Genomic DNA, 22,631 nt, shown 5'->3' with positions numbered 1-22,631 from the left:
TCGCTCCCCGCAATGACGGGAATTAGTACAATGCCGCGCATCATCTCTCCCCTCGCTCTCGCCCTGATCGGCATCATCCTGTTCGGCGACGGCGCCTACATCCATGCCAAAGCATGGCTCGCGCAGGTGCTGCTGGAGCGCGCATTCGACCAGAGCGTTGCGACCGGCGAGGTGGTCAGGCCATGGTCATGGGCCGATACTTGGCCGGTTGCGCGAATCGAGGTGAGGCGGATCGGCGCCCGCGCGATCGTACTGGAAGGCGCGAGCGGCCAGGCGCTCGCTTTCGGGCCCGGCCATATCCGCCAAACGGCTGACGCGGGCGAGCGGGGCGTTGCCGTATATGCAGCGCACCGCGACACTCATTTCCGTTTCCTGCGGAATGTCGCCATTGGTGACCTGATCGACGTCACACGCAGTGATGGCAAGCACTTTCGTTTTCGCGCGGATTCCTCCGCTGTGGTTCGCTTCGATGCCTCGGGGATCGATCCTGCGGCACGGGCAGCCGAACTCGTGCTCGCGACCTGCTGGCCGTTCAACGCCGTCGCGTCCGGCCCCGAGCGCTACATCCTGCATGCTACCCTGATCGGCACTGATGAATAGCGGTTCGCAATCGATCCGCACCCCCCTCTTGAATCCGCCCGACCTGTAGGGACAATGCCGCTCGATGGAACCCCTGAACCGGCGCCGTCGACCGCAGACCCATCAGAATGGCCTATTGAGCATTTCCGCTGTAATTTGCGAGAAGACGGTGATGGATGAGGAGTTCAGGCAGCGTCTCGAACAGCTGGAAAGCCGCGTCGCGCTCCTGGAGAGGAACCAGGATCTTATCGCCGCCGGGCAAAGACGCTCCTCGCTTCGGAGCCTCTGGCGCCGCCCGCCGATGTGGACCTTCGAGCAATATCCGCCGCGCCTGCTCAACCTGACGGCTTTCCCGCGAGCTCCTGCGATCCATCCGGGCGCGCCCAGAATCGCGATGGTCACTCCGAGCTACAACCATGCGCAATATCTCGGCGCCACGATCGACAGCATCGTCAGCCAGAACTATCCGGACCTGTATTATCACGTGCAGGACGGCGCCTCGATCGACGGCACGCTCGATCTCCTGAAGAGGCGCGGCGATAGCCTGAGCTGGAGCAGCGAACCGGACAAGGGGCAATCCAGCGCCATCAATCTCGGCTTCGTCGGCGCCGAGAGCGAGATCATGGCCTATCTCAACAGCGACGACGTGCTGCTGCCCGGGACACTTGCGTATGTCGCAAATTACTTCATCGCACATCCGCGTGTCGACGTCGTCTACGGCCATCGCGTCTTCATCGATCGCGAGGGACTCGAGGTCGGCCGCGCCGTGCTGCCGCCTCATGACGGCAAGGCGTTGCGATATGCCGACTACATTCCGCAAGAGACGATGTTCTGGCGCAAGCGCGTATGGGACAGGATCGGGCCGATCGACGAGAGCTTACACTACGCGATGGACTGGGACTTCATCCTGCGGGCGCAAGCCGCAGGATTCAAATTTGCACGCTTGCCGCGATTTCTCGCCTGCTTCCGAATCCATGACGCACAAAAGACGGCATCGACCTATGCGGTCGGCGTCAGGGAGATGGGCATCCTGCGGCGACGCATTCTCGGCTTCGAACCGACACAGATGCAGATCCGGCGCGCCATCGCTCCTTATCTGGCGAAGCAGCTGGCCTATCACTACGCCTACAAGCTCGGCATCCTGCGATACTGAACCACGGCGCGAGCAGTGATCCCAAAATGTCGATCACCAGGGCTTGGCGCGCGCTCATTCCACCGCACGGCATACCCGCCCACGTGGTTGCCAGTCCGAAGAACTCGCCATAGAACAGAGTGACGCACCGCCAACAAGAACAACAGGTGAGGTCACACCATGGAAGCTCGCGTATCTGCCGCCTCAGCTTCATCGCGCCCATGGTCTCCGCCGCCCGATGCCAGCGACATCGTCAAGGGCATCCACGCCATGCTGCATCCGCGCAACATCGTGCTGGTGGGCGCGACCGACAAGCCCGGCAACTATGCCGAGCGCATCTGGAACAATTTGGTCAAATACGGCTACGAGGGCGGGCTCTATCCCGTCAATTCCAAGCGCGACACCATCTGGGGTGTCCCCTGCTACAAGGACTTTGCAAGCCTCCCGGAGAAGCCCGACCACGTGCTGGTGCTGGTGCCGGCGCGCTTTGCCGTGCAGGTGATCCGCGATGCCGCCGCGGCCGGCGCGCGCTCGGCCACCATCGTCACCTCGGGCTTCAGCGAGTTGCAGGACGAGGAAAGCCAGAAGCTCGCCGCCGAACTGCAAGCGGCCGTGCGCGAGACGGGATTGGCGGTCACCGGCCCGAACTGCCTCGGCAATTTGAGCGCGGGCGAAAAGCTCTTCACCAATATCGACGACCGTATCGTCACCATGGAACAGGGCGCGGTGGCGATTGCCGGGCAATCCGGCGCCATCGTCATGGCGATCCGCCAGGCCCTGGAAGATCGCGGCGTCGGGGTCGGCTACATGGTGACGACCGGCAACGAGGCAGGGCTCGAGACGCCGGACCTGATGCGCTATTTCGCCGAGGATCCTAGCATCAAGGTGATCGTGGTCTACCTCGAAGGCGTGCGCAACACCAAGGCATTCCGGGACGCCTGCAAGGCGGCGCGCGCCGCGAGCAAACCGGTGATCGCGCTCAAGCTCGGAGCGTCCGAGGGCGGCCGCGCGGCGGCGATGGCACATACCGGCGCGCTCGCGGGCTCGATCGAGACCTTCGACGCCATTGCAACGCGCGAAGGGGTCATCAGGGTCGGCGGGCTCGACGAGCTGATCGAGACCACCGAATGTTTCGTCCACGCCGCAGTGCCCAGGGGCGACCGGCTCGCCGCAGTGACGCTATCCGGCGGCAAGCGCGGCATGCTGATCGACGCCTTCGATGCAGAAGGCCTGAATTTTGCACCACTCAGCTCGCATGTCGGCTCGGAGCTGGCAAAGATGCTCGGGCCGGGCTCGATCGTCGGCAACCCGCTCGACGCCGGCTTTGCCGCGGTGGTCGATCCCTCCGTCTACATGAAATCGATCGGGCTGATGATCGACGACCCCGATATCGACATCGTCATCATCGATGCCGAGCTGCCGAAAGCGCCGCACGAGCTGCGCGAGCGCAATCTGCGCATCGTCGACGAGATGGCGAGCCGGGCCGGCAAGCCGGTGATCTATATCAGCGCGATGTCGATCGGCTTCACGGAGTTCACCAAGACCTTGCGCAAGTCGCTGCCGCATCTCGCGGTCATGCAGGGCATGGATCGCGCGGTGACTGCGATCAAGTCGCTGCTCGACTACGCCAAGCTGCGCAAGGAAGTGCCTGATATCGTCTCCAGCTCGAAGCCTGCAGCGCGCGCCGTGCTTGAGAAGGCGCTGAAATCGGCAATTGGCGCCGCGCTCGACGAGGTCGCCTCCAAGAAGCTGCTGAAGGCCTATGGCATCCCGATCTCGAAGGAGGCAATCGCACAGACGGCAGCCGAGGCCGTGAAGATCGCCAAGCAGATCGGCTTCCCCGTCGTGGCCAAAGTCGTCAGCGCCGAGATCCTGCACAAATCAGATATCGGCGGCGTGGTGCTGAATCTCAACAACCCGGCCGCGGTGAAGAAGGCGTTCGCCGACATCACCGCGCGGCTGAGCAAGCTGAAGGGCAAGCCGAAGCTCGACGGCATCCTGATCGCGCAACAGGTGAAGGCAGATCTGGAACTGGTGGTCGGCGCCTCCCTCGATGCCGAGATGGGCCCGGTCGTGCTGTTCGGCACTGGCGGCATCGACATCGAGCTGATGAAGGACGTCGCGCTCGCCGGCGCGCCGCTGGACGAGGCTGAGGCTCGACTCCTGATCGGCCGCACCAAGGCCGGTATCAAGATGCGCGGCTATCGGGGCAAACCGGCCTTGCACGAGGCCTCCGCGGTGAAGGCGCTGGTCGGCCTGTCCAACCTGATCGCGGATGCTGGCGACCGGATCGCCTCGATCGACGTCAATCCGTTCCTGATCAATGCCAAAACAGGCGTCGCCGTCGATGCCCTGATCGTGCTGAACAATGCTGCGGCCAAGAACACCGCCGGGCATTGATGTCGCTGAGGGCGGTTTAGCGCAGCGTAATCCGCCAATCCTTGCGACAAAACGCGAGAGGAAGTGGCGGGTTACGCTTCCCTAACTCGCCCATCCTATTATTGCGGCCACGCCATCATCCTTCCAACTTCCCCGCTTTGGCCGTAAAATCATCCCGCATGGCACGCGCGAGCAATCTGGTGATCGGAACGGCGACGCTGGCGGTGATCGCCGTGGCGTTCGGCGGCGTGCTCGGCGTGCAGAAATGGCGCACCCTCCAGAGCCGCAGCCAGTTGCGCGTGGTATTCGAGGGGGGCTCCGCCAGCGGATTGCGCCGCGGCGGACCGGTCAATTTCGATGGCGTCCCCGCCGGCCAAATCCTGTCGATCAAGCTGGACAATCCGCGCAAGGTCGTGGCCCTGGTGATGCTCGACAATACCGCGCCGATACGCAAGGACACCGTCGCGGGCATCGAGTTCCAGGGCCTCACCGGCGTCGCCGCGGTCTCGCTGATCGGCGGCGCGCCCTCGGCGCCGCCAGTGCCGCTGGACTCGGACGGCGTCCCCGTGCTGACCGCCGATCTCAGCGATGCCGAATCGATCGTCGACACCCTGCATAGCGTCGACCGTACGATCGTCAGCAACGCCCCGGCGATCAAGGAAGGCCTGCGCACGTTCGAGAACTACACCGCCGATCTCCGGAGCAAGGGCGGCGAAATCGATTCCGTCATGGCCAGGGTCGACAGCGCCTTCGCGGGCTTCGACAAGGCGGTCACAAAGATCGAAGGCGTGGTGCCCGGCTTTGCCGACGGCAAGGCGGATGAGCTGTTCGAAAAGATCCAGGGATTGCACGAACTCGCCGACACCATGAAAAAGAAATCGGCGAACTTCCTCGATGACATCCGTCGCTCGCTGCTCGACGTCAGCGAAGCCGCCAACAAGATGAGCGGGACACCCACGCCGGCCGCCGCTCCGCGACCGCCCCGGAAGCCGGCGCAGCAGAAACGGTAGCGCCTACCACGCGTAGCGGACGACGCCCTTGCCGGCGTAAGAGCGGGTGACGTTCGAGAACTCGCCCTCGAAAGTCGCCGACGCAGACCAGCCGTTCATCCAGCTCATCTGCACCGCCGCTGTGGTCAGCGCGGAATCGTGTGCTTGGGCGGCGCCGTTCACCACGAACGCCGATCCCGGCAACGTTTGGAAGACCGCACCGATGGTGCGATCCGGATTGTAGTCATGCGCCCAGGCGACGCGGCCGCGCAAGGTTATCAGGCCGCCGGCTGCGGCAAAGGACTTGTCCGCGCGCAGGCCGAGTTCGGTGCGGGTGCTGGTCACGTCCTTGGCGGCATAATTCAGCGCGAAGACGTTGCTGCCGACCACAGCGAACTCCGAATAGCTCGGAAGGCTGAACACGGTGGCCTGGAGCGCCGCATAGGGGGTGAGGCCGATCCACTGCCAGGCATAGCGATAGCCGCCCTCGACACGGCCCGAGAGCGCGTTGGCGTTGAACTGCGCACGCAATTGATCCACGCCGGCGGCGGTGACGATGCGATTGGTCGTGACGTCCTGCCAGCCATAGGCCAGCGCGGCCGTGACATAGGCCGGTCCTGCGTTGTGACGCACGAAGGCGCCGGCCTGGAACAAATCCGAGCGGCCCCAGCCGAGCCCGGTGACATTGAAGCCGGTGCCGCCGCCGGCGAGCGCAAAACCTACGATCGTCGACGGCGAGAAGCGATAATCCAGACCAACCGCCGTGCCGTACACGCTGCTGGTGGCGTTGTTCGAGCCAAGCGCCGCATTGCCGTCAGTGGCCTGCGAGCCGCCATAGCCGGCGGCCCAGACGTCCCAGCGCTGCTCGAATGTCAGCGGCGGTGCCTTGCGGTAGATCGAAGCAAGGGCTTCGTTCGCGTTCTTGCGGGTCGCGGCATAGGCAGTCGCGTTCGTCTCGTCGGCATAGGGCGTCGCGCCCGGTGCGCCGCCGCGTCCCGCGCTGAAGACGTCGGTCAACAAGCCGATAAATTGGTTCATCGCATTGAACGTCGTCTGCTGCGATCCCGTCCCTGATTCGCCGGAGGCTTGCGTCAGTCCCGTCGGCGAGAGATTCGCCAGCACCACGGGAAGGCTGCCGGTGTTGTCGAAGTAGTGCGTCAGAATGTTGGCGACATTCTGCTGGTTGATATTGAGGCCGCCGCCATAGCCCAGCGCGAGATCCAGGAAGACGTTGTTGGGGTCGTAGCTCAGGGTCGCATGCAGGTTCGATGACAAACCCGCGACGACCGGATTGAAGCTGTCGGGCAGCGTGCCCGCGTTCAGGATCGTGTAGTGCTTCGCGATCGAGCCGGTCGGTACGACGACGACCGTGGCGCCGGCGAGCGTCGCCGTTCCCGTGACGACCGCGACGCCGTTGCTGGTGCCCGAGACCTGCACCATGTAGTGCGACGCCGACGTAAACGAGAGATCACCGGACACGTTGAGCGTCCCGGTGGGACTGCCCGGTGCTAGCGTACCGCCGTTGACGGAGATGGAGCTTCCGACCGTGCCGACGCCACCGAACGTGCCGCCGGCCGCGACACTCACATTGCCATTGATGGTGCCGGCCAGCGTGAGCGTGCCGCCCAGCACGTTCCAGTCCTGATTACCCGTGCCGGTCACCGTCCAGGTCGAATTGTCGACCTTGTTGAAGGTCGAGAAGCCGTCATACTGAAGAAGGGGACCGATCAGGTCGAGGTTGAACGTATCCTTGCCGATGCCTCCGAGCTGGAACGTGTCGACGCCAGTGCCGAGCACCAGGCCGTTGATGATGCTGCCGGGTCCTAGCGTCAGCGTGTTGGGGCCGCAGACACAAAACTCGATTGCAGCGATTCCGGCCGCAGCGTTGATGGTCCCGGAGTTGAAGACGTTGGCCCCGCCGCTCACGCTGATGCCGACGCCGCCAGCACCGACGGTGATGGTTCCGGTATTGACAACGTGGTTTGTCGTTGTGAACGAGCTCACGTCGATGCCGAAGCCGGAATCGCCGACCGTGATCGTACCTCTGTTGATGATGGTGTTGGAATCACCGAGAGCTACGATGCCCTCGGCGAAATCGGCCCCTGTGATCCGTCCATTGTTGCTGATCGTGGAGGACAGGCCCGTAAACGCGATGCCCGCACCGCCCAGACCCACGCTGATCGTCCCGTTTTGGTTGATCGCGACCCGATTGCCCTGCACCGCAATGCCGGCGGACGTGCCATCGCCCGACTTGATCGAGCCACTATTGGTGACCTTGGCGTCATCACCGAACAAGGCGATGCCGGCACCAAAGTCGCCGGCCGTGATTGCGCCGAAATTGCTGACGATTTGAAAACTACCCTGCATAAAGATGCCAGCGGCACCCTGCCCGACCGAAATCGTGCCGGTGGCGGTGTTGGTGACCGTGTTGTTATCCATGGTCGCAACGATGCCGCCGGAGAAGCCGGAGGAATCGCCGACCTTGATCGCGCCTGCATTGGTCACGGTCGTGCCACCGAACGAAGCGAAAATCCCGATTGAATCATCGAGTCCGGTGATCGTGCCCGTCGCGGCGTTGGTGATCGTGTTGCTCTGGACCGCGAAGATGCCCGCGCCCGACGCGCCGATGGACAGCGCACCGCTGTTGCTAACGCTATTGTTGTTTCCTACCGAGATCGCGCTGCCGTGGTCGCCGGTGGTGACGGTCCCGGCATTGATGATGATGTTGTGATCGAGCGCGGAGATACCGAGGCCGTTATCAAGCACCGTGATGGCGCCGTTGTTGGTCACGGTGTTCGAATTGCCGCCATTGATGCCGGTGAGGCCCGAGCCCGCCGCCACCGTGCCGTTGTTAGTGATGACGTTGGTGTCATTGACGTTGATCGCCGCCGTGCCGTTATCGTTGACGCTGGCGCCAGTCAGCACATTTACGGTCAGATTGGTGACGCCGCCGCTTGCCGCAAAGCCGTCGGCATCGGTGCCGCTACAGGTGACGGTCTGCCCGCTTGCCGCCGGGTCGGGCGCGCAGTCCGCCTGCGCAGGTGTCGCCGATAGGCCGAGGCTGAGAACGACCGCCACGACAGACGAAGCGACCGCGGCAAGGCGCAGCCCAATCCGACCAGCCTTCGGCGGCCCAAATTCCACTTTGATGCCCTCAGTCCAGCGCTCCCCAGCGGCGCCGCCGGCAAACTAGGCCGCCGGGCCCCTCCGTGGAACTACGGAATCGGCGGAATCGCTGGGGGACAGCAAAACCGGACTGATTCAGCGGACCATGTTGCACCAGAGGCACGCTTTTCCGGCGCAGCCTAGTCGATCCACGACGTTTGCGTGTGCGGTTCGGTCGCAGTATTGACCGTCGTTCACATCAATGACTGATCATCTGGGGCGGCGCCGCGTCCCAACGGGAGCGAGCGGCACGCCTTCACACACACTGATTTGGGCAACGGCTTAGTAATTGGTGGGCGCCGCTTCATTCGGGATGCCGTCGATCGGGCATTCGGCGGTACCGGGCGTCGCGCGCGTCATCGCCTCGACCATGTCCCGGGTGCCTTCGGGATCGGCGATCCAGTTCTTGTAGAAATCATAGGGGCAGACGGCGAGGCCGCGCGGGCTTTCGCCGGAATTGATCATGCCGGTGTAGCCGCGGTGGACCAGCTTGTAGAGATGGTTCTGCGACTGGCCGTTGCGGCGCGCATCGCGGATCAGATGCTTCGACAGCTGGGCATATTGGATGCCGTAGTCCTCCTCGCCGCACTCGCCGAGGGTGCGGCCGTCGAAACCGATGATCGCGGAGTGACCGAAGTAAGAATAGACGCCGTCGAAGCCGGCAGCGTTGGCGACCGCGACATAGACATTGTTGGCCCATGCCATCGCTTTTGAAATCAGGATCTGCTGCTCCTTGGCCGGATACATGTAGCCCTGGCAGCGCACGATCAGCTCGGCCCCCTTCATGGCGCAGTCGCGCCAGATCTCCGGGAAGTTGCCGTCGTCGCAGATGATCAGGCTGACCTTCATCCCTTTCGGGCCGTCGGAGACATAGGTGCAATTGCCGGGATACCAGCCCTCGATCGGCACCCACGGCATGATCTTGCGGTACTTCTGCACGATGTCACCCTTGTCGTTCATCAGGATCAGGGTGTTGTAGGGCGCCTTGTGCGGATGCTCCTCGTGGCGCTCGCCGGTGAGCGAGAACACGCCCCACACCTTGGCCTTGCGGCAGGCCTCCGCAAAAATCGCGGTCTCTTCACCGGGCACCGCGCAAGCGGTCTCATACATCTCCTTGGAGTCGTACATGATGCCCTGGGTGGAGTATTCCGGGAAAATCACCAGGTCCATGCCGGGAAGGCCGGTCTTCATGCCCACCACCATGTCGGCGATCTTGCGGGCGCTGTCGAGCACCTCGGCCTTGGTGTGCAGGCGCGGCATCTTATAGTTGACCACCGCGACGCCGACGGTGTCGTTGCTGCTGGAGATGTCACCGTGAAGCATTTGAATTGCTCCTCTACTCTGTTTGAGATTGCCGCGTGAATCAGTGACTGATCATCCAGGGCCGCGCGGTGGGAAAACCCTTGGCACCGCTCCTGGTCTTGGTCACCAGCCGCGCCGGCTTGTTCTTATCCGGCGCGTTCTTTGACGAATTCTTGCCCGTGGAGCAGCAGCCGCAACCGGGGCCATGCGAGGCCTTGTATTGCGCCAGCGTCTGCGGCGCGTGCGTGCTGCGCTCGTTGGCGGCGTGAGCCTTGCGCGTCTCCGACGGCATGCAGAAGAAGTTCGGGGCGGTCAGAATCACGCGGGGCGCCATGATTTCACATTGCGGACAGGCTTGCGGATCGTCGCATTCGGCCATCGGGCGCATATCCTTGAACGGACCGCAATCGTCACAGAGATATTCATAGACCGGCATCGCATCATCCCTACGCTGTTGTCTGTGAGAGAACTGTCGCGGCGGATGCGGGGCGGCAGATACGCCGTCTCGCATCCGGTCGCGCAGGGATTACTTGTCCGGCGATATCGGCATCTGGATATCGCCCTTGATGTGCTTGATCGGACCTGCCGAGGACGGCATCACGTCGAAGTCGAAGATTTCCGTCGGCAGCCATAATGTGGCACAGGCATTGGGCACGTCGACGACGCCGGAGATGTGCCCCTGAACCGGTGCCGTACCAAGGATCGAATAGGCCTGGGCGCCGGAGTAGCCGAACTTCTTCAGATATTCGATCGCATTCAGGCAGGCCTGGCGGTAGGCGATGGTGACGTCGAGATAGTGCTGCTTGCCGGCCTCGTCGACCGAGATGCCTTCGAAGATCAGATAGTCCTTGTAGTTCGGTGTGATCGGCGACGGCTTGAAGATCGGATTCTTGACGCCGTACTTCGCCATGCCGTCCTTGATCACCTCGACCTTCAGATGCAGCCAGCCGGCCATCTCGATCGCACCGCAGAAGGTGATCTCGCCGTCGCCCTGACTGAAGTGGAGATCGCCCATCGAGAGACCGGCGCCGGGCACGTAGACCGGGAAGTAGATCTTCGAGCCGCGCGAAAGGTCCTTGATGTCGCAATTGCCGCCATGCTCCCGCGGCGGCACGGTGCGCGCGCCTTCGGCTCCGATCTTGTCCTTGACCTCGCCCTTGGCGCGGCCGCCATGAGCGGTCGGCGCGAACGGCGGATTGGCGAGGCCGGGCACACGGGTCGGATTGGTTGCGATCAGCTCGGCCTCGCGCTTGTTCCAGGTGTCCAGCATCTTCGGATCGGGGAGACAGCCGATCAGGCCGGGATGGATCAGGCCGGCGAAGTTGACGCCCGGAATATGCCGCGACGAGGTGTAGAGACCCTTGATGTCCCAGATCGACTTCTGCGCCAGCGGGAAATGATCCGTAAGAAATCCGCCGCCGTTCTGCTTGGAGAAGAAGCCGTTGAAGCCCCACATGCTCTCCTTCATCGGGCCAACGTCGAGCAGGTCGACGACGAGGAGGTCACCGGGCTCGGCGCCCTTGACGCCGATCGGGCCGGAGAGGAAGTGCACGATCGACAGATCGATGTCGCGCACGTCGTCGGCGGAATCGTTGTTCTTGATGAAACCGCCGGTCCAGTCATAAGTCTCGATGATGAAGTCGTCGCCGGGATTGACCCAGGCCACGATCGGAATGTCGGGGTGCCAGCGGTTATGCACCATGTCATTTTCATAGGCCGACTTGGTGAGATCGACCTTGATCAGTGTCTCTGGCATCGAGAGGCTCCCCTTTTACACGGTTGGTTAGACGGACAGATATTTCGAGACCTGTGCGGCATCGACGGCGCCGCGCGGATCATCACGGACGATCTCGCCGTTCTCGATCACCAGCACACGGTCGGCGATATCGAGCGCGAAGCTCAGGACCTGCTCGGACACGACGATTGAAAGCCCCTTCTCGTCGCGGATGTGCTTGAGCGTGCGCGCCATCTCCTTGATGATCGACGGCTGGATACCTTCGGTCGGCTCGTCGAGCAGCAGCACTTTTGGCTTGGTCGCCAGCGCACGAGCGATCGCGAGTTGTTGCTGCTGGCCGCCGGAGAGATTGCCCCCACGGCGGTCCTTCATCTCCAGCAGCACCGGAAACAGTTCGTAGATGTCACCGGGCACTTCGGTTCCGCCGGAGACCACGAGGCCGGTCTCGATGTTCTCCTTCACCGTCATGGTAGAAAAGATCATGCGGCCTTGCGGCACATAGGCGAGCCCCTTGGCCACCCGCTCGTAGCTCGGCAGGCTGCCGAGCTCGGCGCCGTCCATGGTCACCGAGCCACTCTTGGCCGGCAGGATCCCCATCAGCGATTTCATCAGCGTGGTCTTGCCCATGCCGTTGCGACCCATGATCGCCACGATCTCGTTGGGCGCGACTTTGACGTTGAGCCCGTGCAGCACCTCGCTCTGGCCGTAGGCGACGTGAAGATCAGAAATAGCCAGCATCGTCGCGCTCCTTAGTGACCGAGATAAACTTCGACGACCTTGGGATCGTTCTTCACCTTTTCCATGGTGCCTTCCGAGAGGATCTGGCCCTGGTGAAGCACGGTGACCTTGTGCGCGATGTCCTCGACGAACTTCATGTCGTGCTCGATCACGAGCACCGAGCGGTTTTTGATGATGCGGTTGAGCAGCTCGGCGGTCTTGGTGCGTTCGGACACGCTCATGCCGGCGACGGGCTCGTCCAGCATGAGCAGGTCAGGATCCTGAATCAGCAGCATGCCGATCTCGAGCCATTGCTTCTGGCCATGACTGAGCTCGGAGGCATAGGTGTTGAGCTTGTCCTTGAGGAAGATCATCTCGGCAACCTCTCCGACGCGTGACCTCACCAGCTGGTCACGCTGGAACGTGAGTGAGCCGAATACGGTGCGGCCGCGCGGAAACGAGATCTCGAGATTCTCGAACACGGTGAGGTCTTCGAACACCGACGGCGTCTGGAACTTGCGGCCGACGCCGGCCTTGACGATCTCGTTCTCCTTCAGCTTGGTCAGCTCGGTCCCGCGAAACTGGATCGAGCCTTCGGTCGCCTTGGTCTTGCCGCAGATCAGGTCAAGCACCGTGGTCTTGCCGGCCCCATTGGGGCCGATGATGACGCGGATCTCGTTCTCCTCGACGTAAAACGAGAGATCGTTGACGGCCTTGAAGCCGTCGAAGGAAACCGTCAGCCCGGAGACCGCGAGCAGGAATTCCTTGGGCTGATGACCGACGAGCATGATCTATCTCCTCACTGCCAGCGTGGCATCGGCATCGCGATGACCGACGAGCATGACCTATCTCCTCACTGCCAGCATGGCATCGGCATCGTGATGACCGACGAGCATGATGGTCTCCTCACTCTGCTGGTGCGCCGTCGGCAACCGAATTGTCGCTCCAGCCCGGCTTCTTGCGCGAGGCGAAAAGGCGGTCGACGCGCGGCTGCACATAGTCGGCCCAGAGCCCCGACAGGCCGTTCGGGAAAGCGAGCACGACCGCGATGAACAGCGCGCCGAGACCAAACAGCCAGAGTTGCGGAAAGGATTCCGACAGGCTGGTCTTGGCGAAGTTCACCAGAATGGCCCCCCATATCGCGCCAAAGATCGACATCCGTCCGCCGACCGCGGTGTAGATCACCATCTCGATCGACGGCACGATGCCGACAAAGGACGGCGACATGAAACCGACATTGAGCGCGAACATGGCCCCGCCGATCGCGGCGAAAACCGCGGCCATACAGAACGCAAAGATCTTGAAGTTGGCGACGCTGTAGCCGGAGAAGCGGACGCGGTCCTCCTGTTCGCGCATAGCCACCAGGATGCGGCCGAGCTTGGTCAGGCGGATGAACTGCGCGATGCCGATGCAGGCGAACAGCAGCACCACTTCGACGAAGTACAAGATGACCTTGGCGTGGTCGGGCCGGATGTCCCATCCCTTGAGGGTGCGCAGGTCGGTCATGCCGTTGATGCCGCCGGTGTAGCCCTGCTGGCCCACGATCAGGATGGTGAGGATGGCCGCCACCGCCTGGGTGATGATGGCAAAGTAGGTGCCGCCCACGCGCCGCTTGAACATCGCAGTGCCGATGATCAGCGCGAAGATGCCGGGGACCAAGATGATGGCGAGGATGGTGAAGGCGAGACTGTGAAACGGCTGCCAGAACAGTGGCAGTGACGTGATCTGATTCCAGTCCATGAAGTCCGGGATGCCTGGCGTCGACTGGATTTTGGTATTTTCGACGCTGGAGGCCTCCAGCTTGAGGAACATCGCCATGCAATAGCCGCCGAGGCCGAAGAACACGCCCTGCCCCAGACTGAGAATGCCGCCGTAGCCCCAGCACAGCACGAGACCGAGCGCGACGAAGGCGTAGGTCAGATACTTCGCGACGAGGTTGAGACGGAACACATCCAGCGAGAGCGGCAGGATCACGAACAGCACGGCGGCCAGCACGAGGAAGCCCATGAGCTCGGATCGATTGAAGAAGCGTGAGTTGATGACCATGACTTGCCTGCTTCTTGTTATTTGCGGACCTTGAGGGCGAAGAGACCCTGCGGCCGCAGCATCAGGATTCCGACAACGGCAAGCAGCGTCAGCACCTTAGCCATCGAGCCCGACAGGAAGAACTCGAGGGTGGATTGGGTCTGCGAGATTGAGAAGGCCGATGCGATGGTGCCGAGCAGGCTTGCCGCGCCGCCGAACACGACCACCAGGAACGTATCGACGATGTAGAGCTGTCCGGAGGTCGGCCCGGTCGAGCCGATCATGGTGAAGGCGCTCCCAGCGACACCGGCAATGCCGCAGCCGAGGCCGAAAGTGTAGCGATCCACCTTTTCGGTGTTGATGCCGACGGCACCGGCCATGATGCGGTTCTGCACGACGGCGCGCACCTGTCGACCCCAGCGCGATTTGTACATCACGTAGGCGACGCCGACAGTGATCAGGACGGTGAGGCACATCACGAAGACGCCGTTGATCGGCACTTCGATGCTGTCGGTCACGTGCAGCGAGCCGAGCATCCATTGCGGCAGCTCGACGCCGACCTCGCGCGCGCCGAACACGGAGCGATAGGCCTGTTGCAGGATCAGGCTGAGGCCCCAAGTCGCGAGCAGCGTGTCGAGCGGGCGCTTGTAGAGATGCCGTATCAGCACCCATTCCACCAGCATCCCCAACGCACCGGATGCGACAAAGGCCAGGATCATCGCGAGGAAGAAATAGCCGCTGAACAGGCTCGGCAAATAGGATTGGAAGAAGCTCGAGGTCATCCAGGTGACGTAGGCCCCAAGGATCATGAACTCGCCATGGGCCATGTTGATGACGCCCATCTGGCCGAAGATGATCGCAAGACCCAGCGCCATCAGGACGTAGACGGAGAACAGGATCAGTCCTGCAAAGCCCTGCATGACGAAGATGGAGCCAAGGTCACCAAGCGAGTAGTCGCCGAACATCGATGTCCTCCGTCGGGAAAGGGTCCCGCGTCGCGAGCAGGTTCGCGACGCGGGGGTCTTGGGCGTGGATTTGCGGTCCACGCCAGGGAGAGGTTTTGCCTGAGAGGGAAACGGCGACGAACGCCGTGACTAACTGATAGATCTCGTCTTACTGGTAGCCCTTGGGGAACGGATCCGGCTCGACCAGATCGGCGGTCTCGTAGATCAGTTCGAACTGGCCATCGAGCTTGGCGCGTCCCACCCGGGTCTTCGACCAGAGGTGATGATTTTCGTGGATGCGCACATAGCCTTCCGGAGCGCCCTTGAACTCGATGCCCGGCGACGCCGCGGCGATCTTGTCGATGTCGAAGGAGCCCGCCTTCTCCACCGTCAACTTCCACAACCACGGTCCGAGATAGGCAGCCTGGGTGACGTCTCCGATCACGGTCTTCTCGCCCCACATCTTCTTGAACGCAGGAACGAAGGTCTTGTTGTTCGGATTGTCGAGCGACTGGAAGTACTTCATGCAGGCATAGGCGCCCGCGATGTTCTCGCCGCCAATGCCGTCGATCTCGTCTTCGGTCACCGAGATCGTGAGCAGCGCCTGCTTGGAGAGGTCGATGCCGGCCGCCTTGAGCTGCTTGTAGAACGCGACGTTCGAGCCGCCGACGACGTCGGTGAAGATCACGTCGGGCTTGGTCAGCTTGATCTTGTTGATGACCGAATTGAACTGCGTATTGCCGAGCGGATAATACTCTTCGCCGACCACCTTGCCCTTCAGCACGTTCTCGACATGCTTGCGCGCAATCTTGTTCGAGGTGCGCGGCCAGATGTAGTCGGAGCCGATGAAGAAGAACGACTTGGCGCCCTTCTCCTTGGCGATCCAGTTCAGGCCGGCGAGGATCTGCTGAGTGGCTTCCTGACCTGTGTAGATCACGTTCTTGGACTGCTCGAGACCTTCGTAGAAGGTCGGGTAATAGAGCATGCCGTTGTACTGCTCCATGACGGGCAGCACGGCCTTGCGGGACGCCGAGGTCCAGCAGCCCATGATCGCCGCGACCTTGTCGTTGACCAGCAGCTTCTTGGCCTTCTCGGCAAAGGTCGGCCAGTCGCTGGCGCCGTCTTCCTGGATGAACTTGATCTTGCGACCGAGCACGCCGCCCATGGCATTGATCTGCTCGATGGCAAGCTTTTCGGCTTCGATCGAGCCGGTCTCGGAGATGGCCATGGTGCCGGTCGCCGAATGCAGGATGCCGACCGTCACCTCGGTGTCGGTGACCGCGAGACCCGTGGTGTTGACTGCCGAGGTCGCTGGGGCCTGCGCAAAAGATGCTCGCGGTAGCATGGTGATGGCCGGCACGGCCGCCATTCCCATCAATAATTTGCGCCGGAGCGGCGATAACAGGCCCTTGTTCGCTTCGTCTGACATGAGCACCCCACTGTTGTTCGAGGACACGCGATTGGTGCCGTGAGGATGGCTCGAATTTGTGCACTGCAAGCATACGCAAGATCGCGTATACTGCACCGCAAAATGACGACGTAGGCTTTTGGTACGGATTTTGCGAGGGGGTCCGGCGCGTTCGGGAGTAGGAGTGGGGGCTGAAGTGGCAGGGCGGCAGCGAATAGATCGCGTCAGGCGCCAGTACAACCAATGGGTCGCCAACCAGACGCTGGAAGACTACGCGCTGCGCTTCACCGCCAAGAGCGCGCGCCGGTGGTCCGCTGCCCGCGTCGCCAACACTGCCCTGGGCGCCATCTCCTTTCTCGCGCTTGAGGCGATCGGCGGCACCATCACCCTGAATTACGGGGTTACCAACGCCACCGCCGCGATCCTCGTCGTCTCCATCATCATCTTCTGCTGCGGCGTCCCGATTGCCTATTATGCCGCCAAATGCGGCATCGACATTGACCTGCTCACCCGCGGCGCCGGCTTCGGTTATATCGGCTCGACCGTCACGTCGCTGATCTACGCCTCCTTCACCTTCATCTTCTTCGCGATCGAAGCGGTGATCCTGGCCACGGCGCTCGAGATGTGCTTCGGCATTCCGCGCCCGATCGGCTATCTCATCAGCGCGGTCGCGATCATCCCGCTTGTCACCTACGGCATCACGCTGATCAGCCGCTTCCAGCTCTGGACGCAGCCGATCTGGATCATCCTGCACATCCTGCCCTTCGCGGCGATCGCCTGGGCCAACCCTTACTCGTTCACGGAATGGCGCAAATTCGCCGGCGAGCACGGCGACCCCAGCGGACATTTCGATCTACTGCTGTTCGGCGTAGCATCCTCCGTGGTGTTTTCGCTGGTGGCTCAGATCGGCGAGCAGGTCGACTTCCTCAGGTTTCTGCCGCGCGACCGCCGCACCTCGCGAACGTCGTGGTGGGCCGCCCTGCTGATCGCGGGGCCCGGCTGGATCATCTTCGGCGCGCTGAAATTGCTGCTGGGCTCGTTTCTCGCCTTCTTCGCGCTGAGCCACGGCCTCTCCAGCGAGCTGGCGGCCGAGCCTGCGCACATGTATCTCGAGGCGTTTCGCTACGTGTTGTCGCAGCCGGACATGGCTCTGGCACTCACCGGCGCGTTCGTGATCCTGTCGCAGCTCAAGATCAACGTCACCAACGCCTATGCAGGCTCGATCGCCTGGTCGAACTTCTTCTCGCGTCTCACTCATAGCCATCCGGGCCGGGTCGTCTGGCTGGTGTTCAACGTGATGGTGGCCTTGCTGCTGATGGAGATCGGCGTCTACAAGGCGCTGGAGCAGACGCTCGCGCTCTACTCCAATGTCGCGATCGCCTGGGTCGGTGCGCTGGTCTCTGATCTCGTGGTCAACAAGCCCCTCGGCCTGCGCCCGCCGCAGATGGAGTTCAAGCGCGCCCATCTCTACGACATCAACCCGGTCGGCGTCGGCGCGATGACGATCGCGACCATCGTCTCGATCGCGGCATTCTACGGCCTGTTCGGCTCGACCATGAAAGCGCTCGCGGCCTTCGTCGCGCTGACGGTCGCCTTCGTCACCGCGCCCGTCATCGCCTGGCTCACCGACGGAAAATATTACATCGCGCGCAAGCCGAAGAGGAGTTGGGCCAACATCGAATCGATCCAGTGCTGCATCTGCGAGCACCATTTCGAGCCGGAGGACATGACCTCCTGTCCTGCCTATGCCGGCCCGATCTGCTCGCTATGCTGCTCGCTCGATGCGCGCTGCCACGATTTGTGCAAACCGCATGCGCGCGCGCAGGTGCAGTTCGCCGACGCACTCGCCAGGATCTTGCCGCAGGCGATCTATCAGCGGATCAACTCGCAGTTCGGCCACTACATCGGTGTGTTCGTGGTCTCCGCGGGCCTCGTCGCGCTGGTGCTGGGGCTGATTTACCTCCAGAGCTCGGTCAGCGTGCCTGGCGAGAACATGCTCGTCTCCAACGTGCTCTGGAAGGTGTTCTTCTCGCTCAGCATCATCATCGGCGTGGTGGCCTGGCTGTTCGTGCTGGCGCAGCAGAGCCGACGGGCCGCCGAGGCCGAGACCCGACGCCAGACCACGCTGCTGATTCAGGAGATCGACGCCCACAAGCGCACCGATGCCGAGCTCCAGCGCGCCAAGGAAATCGCAGAATCCGCCAACCTCGCCAAGAGCCGCTACGTGGTGGGCCTGAGCCACGAGCTGCGCTCGCCGCTGAATGCGATCAGCGGCTATGCCCAACTCCTGGAGCAGGACACCACGCTCAACACCAAGCCGCGCGACCAGGTCCGCGTCGTCCGCCGCAGCGCCGATCACCTCTCCGGCCTGATCGACGGCATTCTGGACATCTCCAAGATCGAGGCGGGGCGGCTGTACCTGTCGCGCGACGAGGTGCGCCTGACCGAATTCCTCGACCAGCTCGTCGGCATGTTCCGCCTTCAGGCCGCGGCCAAGAGCATCGACTTCGTGTTCAGGCGGCCGGCGCATTTGCCGGTCGTGGTCTATGCCGACGAGAAGCGGCTGCGCCAGGTGCTGATCAATCTGCTGTCCAACGCGATCAAATTCACCCAGGTCGGCAGTGTGCAGTTCGTGGTGCACTATCGCAGCCCGGTCGCGGAGTTCGAGGTGATCGACACCGGCCCCGGCATCCAGGGCGACGATCTCGAACGCATCTTCGCACCTTTCGAACGTGGCGCGCTCGGTGTCTCGCAGCCGCAGACCGGCACGGGGCTGGGCCTCACCATCAGCCGGTTGCTCGCCGGCGTCATGGGCGGCGACATCAAGGTCTTGAGCACGGTCGGCAGCGGCAGCACGTTCAAGGTCAAGATGCTGCTATCCGAAGTCACCAATCCGCAGCGCATTGCGCCGGTGGAGGCCCCGATCTCGGGCTATCACGGCGCGCGCAAGACCATCCTCATCACCGACGACGATCCCGTGCATCGCGACCTCCTGCGCGAGGTGTTGACCCCACTCGGCTTCATCCTGCTCAGCGCGCCCGACGGGCCTGGCTGCCTGGCGCTAGCCCAGCACTGCCGGCCTGATCTGTTCCTGCTCGATATCTCCATGCCTGGCATGGACGGCTGGACGGTGGCGGAGACGCTGCGCGCCAGCGGCCACCATCAGGCGCGCATCCTGATGGTGTCTGCCAGCGCGCTCGAGGCGCACGGCACACCGCTGGCACAGCCTTTCCACGACGGCTACCTGATGAAGCCGATCGATATTCCCAGGCTTTTGGAAAGTATCCGCCAGCTTCTCAAGGTCGAATGGCAATACGGCTCGGAGGAGATCGCGGTGCCGCTGTGGCGGCCGGAGAGCGGCTCGCGGCCGCCTGTACGACACATCGAGGCTCTGATCGGGCTCGGTCAGATCGGCTACGTCAAGGCTATCCAGTTGAAGCTGGACGAGATCGGCAGTGAGCACCCTGAACATGCCGACTTCGTCGCGGAAATGCGGTCGCTGATCGACCGCTTCGATCTCGGCCAGTACATGGCCACATTGAAGACGTTGCATGCGTATGAGCACTGAGTCGAAAAAGCGCGACGTCGCGCTCGTTGTTGACGACTCCCCGGAGACGCTGCGGCTGCTCACCGACGCGCTCGACAGCGCCGGGATGACGGTGATGGTGGCGCTCGATGGCGCGGCCGCGATGCGTATCGTCGACCAAATCACGCCTGACATCGTGCTGCTCGACGCTGTGATGCCGGGCATGGACGGGTTCGAGACCTGCCGCCGCCTCAAGCGCGATGCGGGCCTTGCCAATGTCCCGGTGATATTCATGACGGGGCTCGCCGAGACCGAGCACATCGTGCGCGGGCTGGAGGCCGGCGGCGTCGACTACGTGACCAAGCCGATCGTGATCGAGGAGATGCTGGCGCGGATCCGCGTTCATCTCGGCAATGCGCGGCTGACGCAAAGCGCACGCGCCGCGCTCGATGTCTCCGGCCGATTCCTGTTCGCGGTCAACCGCCAGGGCAAATTGTTGTGGGCGACCCCGCAGGCGCAGAAGCTGCTGGCGGACCACCACGGCGCGCAGGCCGACGACGATTTCGTCCTGCCGGTATCATTGCTGCAATGGCTGGAGCAGGCGAAGGGCAAGGGCAGCTCGAAGTCTCAGGCGGCTTCCTTGCCCGACAATCCTCAGCTCCGGCTGTACTACATGGGCGAGACCGCACCGAACGAGTTCCTGCTGCGGCTCTCCAGGGAATCCGGCACCGCGCCGCCACCCGAGTTCACCAGCGAGCTCGGCCTCACTACCCGCGAAGGCGAGGTGCTGGCCTGGCTCAGCAAGGGCAAAACCAACCGCGACATCGCGCAGATTTTGGGCTTGAGCCCGCGCACGGTCGACAAGCATCTCGAGCAGATCTACTCCAAGCTTGGAGTCGAGAACCGGACCGCGGCTGCGGCGATTGCAACGAATGCGACAAGAAGGAATTCGTAGTCTTGCTCCGAGTGAGTTGGGATGTGACTCAGCACACCGTGTCGTCCCGGCGAAGGCCGGGACCCATAACCCCAGGGAGTGATTTGGCGAAGACTAGTCGTTCGGACTAGCACCGTCCGCAATCGATAGGCCTCGCTGTATGGGTCCCGGCCCCCGTGCGCAATTGCGCACTAGGCCGGGACGACGTTGCAATGCTTGGTTAGCGCCTAGTCCTCACCCGTACACAAACTCCCCGCCATCCAGATTCGTCTTCGGGATCTCGTCCTTTTCGGTCCAGTAATCCTGGCTGTGCTGCCATTCCGGCTTGTCGCCGCGCTTGGGCAGCAGGTCCATGTTGCGCATCATGTAGCCGGGATTGAAGTTTTCCGGATCGATCCAGGGCAGGATCGGCATGTTGTGGTCTTCGGCGCGTAACTTGACCTCGACCTTCTTCTTGCCTTTGGCCTTCATGTGACCGAGCAGGCGGCAGACGAAGTCAGCGACGAGATCGACGCGCAGCGTCCAGCTGGCGCGGAAATAGCCGAAGACCCAGACCATGTTCGGCACGCCCGTGAACATCATGCCGCGATAGGTGACGGTGTCGCCGAAAGCGAGCGGCTTGCCGTCGACCTCGAAGGCGATGTCGCCGAGCGCCGCGAGATTGAAGCCGGTTGCGGTGACGATGACGTCGGCCTCAAGCAGCTTGCCGGATTTGAGCTGGATGCCGTTCTCAACGAAGAACTCGATCTCGTCGGTGACGACGGACGCCTTGCCGCTGGCGATGCCCTTGAACAGATCGGCATCGGGCACGAAGGCGATGCGCTGCCGCCACGGCCGGTAGCTCGGCGTGAAATGCGTGTCGACATCGTACTCCGGACCGAGCACTGCGCTGATCTGCCCGATCAGCTCCTTTTTCACCTGCTCGGGTTTTGACAAGCAAAGCTTGGTGAACGCGTCCTGCTCGAACAGGATCTTGCGGCGAACGATCTCGTGGATCCAGGCCTCGTCGACCTGCAGCCGGCGCAGCTCCTCCGCGATCTCGATGGCGTTGCGGCCGAGACGGAAATAGGTCGGCGAACGCTGCAGCATCGTGACATGCGCGCATTTGTCGGCAATGTTCGGCACCAGCGTCGCCGCCGTCGCGCCGGAGCCGATCACGACGACTTTCTTGTTCGCGAGGTCGATATCATCAGGCCAGGTCTGCGGATGAACGATGCGGCCCTTGAAGCGATCGGTACCTTTCCATTCCGGCGTATAGCCTTCCGAATGGCGGTAATAGCCCTGGCACATCCAGAGGAAGTTCGCAGTGAATGTTTTCGCTTCGCCGGCGTCGGTCGTCACCGCCTCGATAGTCCAGAGGTTTTGCTCGCTCGACCAGCTCGCCGAATTGATCTTGTGCTTGTAGCGGATATGCCGCGCGATATCGTTTTCGTCGATCACCTCGTTCATGTAGGCGAGGATTTCCTCGGCGGTCGCGATCGGCGGCCCGACCCAGGGCTTGAAGCTATAACCGAAGGTGTGGAGATCGCTGTCGGAGCGGATGCCGGGATAGCGATGCGTGGTCCACGTGCCGCCGAACGTCGCCTGCGTTTCCAGGATGACGAAGCTCGCACCCGGAAGCTGCTTGGTCATGTGATAGGCGCTGCCGATGCCCGAGATGCCGGCGCCGACGATCAGCACGTCGAAATGTTCAGAAGCCTGTTTGGCCGTGGCGTGACTGCGAACAGCGACATTCATTGTTGCTTCTATGCCTTGCTTGTTTTTGTGGCCGCCCTTGGTTGGGCGGCGCGTTTCCT

16 protein-coding genes are annotated in these 22,631 nt (G+C 62.6%); 6 read left to right on the top strand and 10 right to left on the bottom strand.

The window, feature by feature from the left end:
* The first annotated feature begins 30 nt into the window (after window positions 1–30).
* From IVB50_RS12350 to IVB50_RS12335, 4 genes are all read left to right on the top strand, one after another.
* A complete protein-coding gene (locus IVB50_RS12350) occupies window positions 31–600 on the top strand; it encodes a class GN sortase (RefSeq protein ID WP_085361925.1) in 570 nt (189 codons plus the stop codon).
* 151 nt (window positions 601–751) lie between these two features.
* The gene (locus IVB50_RS12345) at window positions 752–1,732 is read left to right on the top strand and encodes a glycosyltransferase family 2 protein (protein ID WP_085361926.1); all 981 of its coding nucleotides are present in this window, start codon (window positions 752–754) and stop codon (window positions 1,730–1,732) included.
* A 159-nt stretch (window positions 1,733–1,891) separates the two neighbouring features.
* Window positions 1,892–4,111 carry an acetate--CoA ligase family protein gene (locus IVB50_RS12340; RefSeq protein ID WP_026233059.1) on the top strand — a complete coding sequence of 740 codons (2,220 nt, stop codon included), beginning with the start codon at window positions 1,892–1,894 and terminating at the stop codon, window positions 4,109–4,111.
* Window positions 4,112–4,269: 158 nt separating this feature from the next.
* Complete coding sequence (locus IVB50_RS12335) at window positions 4,270–5,100, top strand: MlaD family protein (protein ID WP_018455949.1); 831 nt, start codon at window positions 4,270–4,272, stop codon at window positions 5,098–5,100.
* Window positions 5,101–5,103: 3 nt separating this feature from the next.
* Here the strand turns inward: IVB50_RS12335 and IVB50_RS12330 are convergent, their stop codons facing one another.
* The 9 genes from IVB50_RS12330 to urtA all read right to left on the bottom strand — a co-directional run bounded on the left by IVB50_RS12330 (window position 5,104) and on the right by urtA (window position 16,396).
* Window positions 5,104–8,223: an autotransporter domain-containing protein gene (locus IVB50_RS12330; protein WP_247295926.1), complete on the bottom strand. Its 3,120-nt coding sequence runs from the start codon at window positions 8,221–8,223 to the stop codon at window positions 5,104–5,106.
* Window positions 8,224–8,526: 303 nt separating this feature from the next.
* A complete protein-coding gene (locus tag IVB50_RS12325; RefSeq protein ID WP_018455947.1) occupies window positions 8,527–9,567 on the bottom strand; it encodes an aliphatic amidase in 1,041 nt (346 codons plus the stop codon).
* 40 nt (window positions 9,568–9,607) lie between these two features.
* Entirely contained in the window at window positions 9,608–9,982 is a 375-nt protein-coding gene (locus IVB50_RS12320; protein ID WP_018455946.1) for a zinc ribbon domain-containing protein, read from the bottom strand.
* 90 nt (window positions 9,983–10,072) lie between these two features.
* Window positions 10,073–11,302 (bottom strand): formamidase, encoded by a 1,230-nt coding sequence (gene fmdA, locus IVB50_RS12315; protein ID WP_007598072.1) that lies wholly within the window; start codon window positions 11,300–11,302, stop codon window positions 10,073–10,075.
* A gap of 27 nt (window positions 11,303–11,329) precedes the next feature.
* Window positions 11,330–12,019 carry an urea ABC transporter ATP-binding subunit UrtE gene (gene urtE / locus IVB50_RS12310; protein WP_018455945.1) on the bottom strand — a complete coding sequence of 230 codons (690 nt, stop codon included), beginning with the start codon at window positions 12,017–12,019 and terminating at the stop codon, window positions 11,330–11,332.
* A gap of 11 nt (window positions 12,020–12,030) precedes the next feature.
* Window positions 12,031–12,786, bottom strand: coding sequence for an urea ABC transporter ATP-binding protein UrtD (gene urtD / locus IVB50_RS12305; RefSeq protein WP_018455944.1), 756 nt, complete (start codon window positions 12,784–12,786; stop codon window positions 12,031–12,033).
* A 118-nt stretch (window positions 12,787–12,904) separates the two neighbouring features.
* Window positions 12,905–14,044, bottom strand: coding sequence for an urea ABC transporter permease subunit UrtC (gene urtC, locus IVB50_RS12300; protein ID WP_018455943.1), 1,140 nt, complete (start codon window positions 14,042–14,044; stop codon window positions 12,905–12,907).
* 17 nt (window positions 14,045–14,061) lie between these two features.
* Window positions 14,062–14,988 (bottom strand): urea ABC transporter permease subunit UrtB, encoded by a 927-nt coding sequence (gene urtB, locus IVB50_RS12295; protein ID WP_018455942.1) that lies wholly within the window; start codon window positions 14,986–14,988, stop codon window positions 14,062–14,064.
* Window positions 14,989–15,136: 148 nt separating this feature from the next.
* A complete protein-coding gene (urtA, locus tag IVB50_RS12290; protein ID WP_018455941.1) occupies window positions 15,137–16,396 on the bottom strand; it encodes an urea ABC transporter substrate-binding protein in 1,260 nt (419 codons plus the stop codon).
* A gap of 175 nt (window positions 16,397–16,571) precedes the next feature.
* On the opposite strand from urtA, the gene IVB50_RS12285 reads away from it, so the two are divergent.
* Window positions 16,572–19,943: an ATP-binding protein gene (locus IVB50_RS12285; RefSeq protein ID WP_018455940.1), complete on the top strand. Its 3,372-nt coding sequence runs from the start codon at window positions 16,572–16,574 to the stop codon at window positions 19,941–19,943.
* Entirely contained in the window at window positions 19,927–20,856 is a 930-nt protein-coding gene (locus IVB50_RS12280) for a response regulator (RefSeq protein WP_007598081.1), read from the top strand. The genes IVB50_RS12285 and IVB50_RS12280 overlap by 17 nt, the downstream gene beginning before the upstream one ends.
* Before the next feature lie 213 nt (window positions 20,857–21,069).
* On the opposite strand, the gene IVB50_RS12275 is transcribed toward IVB50_RS12280, so the two are convergent.
* Window positions 21,070–22,572 carry an NAD(P)/FAD-dependent oxidoreductase gene (locus IVB50_RS12275; RefSeq protein WP_247295924.1) on the bottom strand — a complete coding sequence of 501 codons (1,503 nt, stop codon included), beginning with the start codon at window positions 22,570–22,572 and terminating at the stop codon, window positions 21,070–21,072.
* Between the last annotated feature and the right edge of the window lie 59 nt (window positions 22,573–22,631).

The organism is Bradyrhizobium sp. 87, from assembly GCF_023073015.1.
Taxonomy (GTDB): domain Bacteria; phylum Pseudomonadota; class Alphaproteobacteria; order Rhizobiales; family Xanthobacteraceae; genus Bradyrhizobium; species Bradyrhizobium canariense_D.
This window is presented reverse-complemented; position numbering and strand designations above follow the sequence as displayed.